Origin of the sequence: Shigella sp. FC1967, from assembly GCF_001743005.1 — a bacterium.
Lineage (GTDB): Bacteria > Pseudomonadota > Gammaproteobacteria > Enterobacterales > Enterobacteriaceae > Proteus.
In genome coordinates this window covers 1-3,297 of sequence record NZ_MIIZ01000789.1, presented here as the reverse complement: position 1 = coordinate 3,297, position 3,297 = coordinate 1, and the positions used below count along the sequence as shown (strand labels likewise).

Here is a 3,297-nt window from a genome sequence, read left to right as displayed (position 1 = left end):
GCCCAAAAGAATAATACCACTATCTAGAAGATAATCAGTGCAATACTAAGCTAACTTAAAAAAGAGAAAAAATACCTTTTTCTCTTTTTAACTACGAGTATGCTATATAACTCGATAATTTATAGTGATTTATTAGATAGCTTATAAAATAAACAGTAAAAAATATAAAATAAACTGCCATAATCAGAAGTTAAATTGGGCATTAAAATTGAACTGTGATCCTGTTTCTTTTCTACTAGCAGGTGCCGATAGCGGTATGCTCCATACAAATTGATAACTAAGTTGTTTAAAGCTCCCTTCTAGCCCTGCTGCCGCACCAACCAAATATTTATTTTTATTATAAAAAACGTTTTTTTCTATCTTCTGAGACAGAACCATAATCTATTGCAGAGAATAACATTTGGTTATAAAAAGGTGTAAGCCAAGTGACCTTATGTCGGGAAACAAACTGGTTTGTATCAGAATAGCCTTTGCCTGGTTCAAAGCCATACACGCTATATAGACCGCCAATGTTTGCTTTATCAAGTAACCCATCAATCTCCGATCGCGTCAGTTGAAAGATGATTTCTGGCTGATAAAAAAATGGCTGTGAATTGATTTTAAAAGGAATTAACGCTTCTAAATTAATATTAAAAATGGGTACACCATTAAGTGAATCTATCGGAGAAAGTCTAGCGCCAGGAATAAAAACACTCTGCTTATAAGCCAATTTAGTATTCAGGTAACCCCCTCTCATAAAGCGATAATTTTGCTCGATACCCGCATTAACATAAGGGCTACGACGCTCATGTACTGATAAGCGATAGCCAGACACTTCATTTCGATAAGTGTAATACTGCATTCCTCCACTTAACGTCACCGTGCGCTGTGTTGAGGGTCTAAACTGACGTTGGATCTCAAAAGAAAGAAGTTGTTGGCGATTTTTTTGTAATCCTTTTGTCGCTTCAGATACTCTACTTTTTGATTCAATATTGTAGCCAAATAGCGTAGCACGCCAATATTGGTAAGGTACCTGCCATAACAATATCTGCTTTTTGATACCTCTTGATTTTAAGGTATCAAGTTGACTTGAAAGAATAACCACTAATGTATCATTAAGTTGCGCTAAATTACCCAGACTGAGCTTTGTCGTACCAAATAGATCTCCGTAAATTTTTTGCTCTTTATTATCAATCGATACCGAGCCAGCAATTGTCCTTTTTCCAACTTGAGAGAGGGAAATAATCGACTCATTTTCTTTTGATGATGGTTCTATCTGAATTTTGACATTGCTTTTAGGACGGATTTTGAAATTTTCAGCCCCCTGTTCAATGTCTTTAATATTTAAAATATCGCCTTTTTTTAACTGGCACTGCCTGTGAAATCAGATAGTGTTTATCTGTCTGTGTTTTGGAAACAATATCTTGTACTCTCCCGACATTTAATATGATATCCAATATCTCCTCATCAGCATAAAGATCAACTTTACCCACTTCACTCGTCACATATCCAGCATCGTAAAGCATCGCATTAAGGATCTTGATATCTTGTTCTAATAATGACTGCGAATGGCAATGTCCTATTAATGCAGCTTGCCATTTTGCAACTTGGTGTTGTAATGATGGGGAAGAAAATGCCTCAACATGATGAAGTTTTACCTGCTTAATTGAAAAACAGGGTAAAGAAGTCGTGGCAAACTCCATTTTATTTTGTAGTGCTAAATTGACTAGAGAGACATTGTTATTTTGTTGTAATAAGTTATCTCTAAGTTGTGTTTCTGTCGGTAAATCTACGGGTACGGGAAGATCAAGATGATTTTCATTTGCTACAGAGAAAAAAGCGCAACACCATAAAATACTGCAGATTAGAATAGACAACGCAATACGCATTCAATTTACACTCTTATATAAAAAATAGGAGTGCTATGTATATGTAAAGAGAAACAAAAAAGATTTATAAAAAACGTCTTTTACTCTCATTTACTTCCATAGTTACTAATAATGCAACCATGTCGACCTATCAGAAAGTAAAAAAGTCATAAAAGATTATTTATGAAGGGATACCAAAACGACAAAACCCCGCTTTAAAAGCGGGGTTTCTTAATATGGTCGGCGAGAGAGGATTCGAACCTCCGACCCACTGGTCCCAAACCAGTTGCGCTACCAGGCTGCGCTACTCGCCGAAAACGAGGTGCATCTTACTGCCAGAAAGCTACTCCGTCAATACTTTTTTAGTATCTCCTGACTGTTCGTATGGTTTTCAAACAAAACGGTTGATTTTTAACTTTTTATCATAAAAAAAAGTGAATTTTAGCGTTATTGCAACAAGCTTACCTTCCTTTCTTCGTTTTACTCTCACTTTCTTACTTAACGTTATTTATAAAACATGACAAAAATAAAAATTTATTTTTAATTATTATCGTTTAATAAGCGTGTTTTTTATATAATTCCCTTATGTCAAATCAGGTAGGTAGTTTAGAAGAATGAAACAACGTTGGTGGAGTATCGTACTACTTTTATTATCAACTACACTTCCAGCTCAAGCATCTACAGTTCATGCTTGCCAAGTGTACTTTAAAGAAGCGGATAAATTTATTCAGTATATTTCTCAACGAGAAGATCTAAAGCATAATATGCCAGAGATTAAAGCTAACTTCGAGCAAAGCAAAAAGCTAATAATGACAACGCCTCTGACAAAGCAAAAAGCAATATGTGACAAAGAAATGCAAGAGCTTAATAGTTTGAATAAAATGTTTGGCCCTAAAGAAGAAACAACACTAAATAAATAATCAAATAAACAGTTAATGACTAGATATAATTACTTATTTATTATTTAGTCATTAATTTGATATTAGTTCTTATTTTCATGATTATTATTCGCAGTTGTACTTTCCAATCTTTTTATGCGCTCTTTAGGTGAATTCTCACTTTTATCTTCCCCCTGAGTATAATAATCATAAGGTAATAATAAAGTATCTAATACGGCACTAAAAGGGAAATCGAGAATAACCAATGGTTTCATTGCCCATCCGGTTTCATCATCTTTTAGCATGGTCATGTTATTTTTTGTCCCTGAATAAAGTTCTTTATTCGGGCCAGCGTGAGTCATAACACTCGAGCAACCTGTCAGTAATGTCGTCAAAAATGTGGCTACTAATGTTAAATTTTTTACTTGTTGTTCTGAATATCATAAGGCACCTATAAAACGAGATCTGGAGTCAGCGCTTTTTTATCATACAGTTAAACCTGTTTTCACTTATAGGACAAGAGAAAGATGATATAAAAAAAGCTTAATTTTTTTAGTCATTAAATATATAAT

3 protein-coding genes, 1 tRNA gene and 1 pseudogene are annotated in these 3,297 nt (G+C 34.2%); 1 reads left to right on the top strand and 4 read right to left on the bottom strand.

Going from position 1 to position 3,297, the window contains the following annotated elements; all coding sequences use genetic code 11:
- Positions 1-337 precede the first annotated feature (337 nt).
- From BHE89_RS25725 to BHE89_RS13020, 3 genes are all read right to left on the bottom strand, one after another.
- Positions 338-1,312 carry a ShlB/FhaC/HecB family hemolysin secretion/activation protein gene (locus BHE89_RS25725; RefSeq protein ID WP_286146112.1) on the bottom strand — a complete coding sequence of 325 codons (975 nt, stop codon included), beginning with the start codon at positions 1,310-1,312 and terminating at the stop codon, positions 338-340.
- A 4-nt stretch (positions 1,313-1,316) separates the two neighbouring features.
- A complete protein-coding gene (locus BHE89_RS25720; RefSeq protein WP_286146111.1) occupies positions 1,317-1,868 on the bottom strand; it encodes a ShlB/FhaC/HecB family protein in 552 nt (183 codons plus the stop codon).
- 216 nt (positions 1,869-2,084) lie between these two features.
- Positions 2,085-2,161 (bottom strand) — tRNA-Pro (locus tag BHE89_RS13020).
- Between the two features lie 300 nt (positions 2,162-2,461).
- Between BHE89_RS13020 and BHE89_RS13015 the strand changes: the two genes are divergently transcribed.
- Positions 2,462-2,767, top strand: a complete 306-nt coding sequence (locus BHE89_RS13015; RefSeq protein WP_069369572.1) for a DUF5339 family protein — start codon at positions 2,462-2,464, stop codon at positions 2,765-2,767.
- Between the two features lie 62 nt (positions 2,768-2,829).
- Here BHE89_RS13015 and BHE89_RS13010 read toward each other — a convergent pair.
- Positions 2,830-3,144, bottom strand: a pseudogene (locus BHE89_RS13010) (YceK/YidQ family lipoprotein); the annotation flags it as partial.
- Positions 3,145-3,297 lie beyond the last annotated feature (153 nt).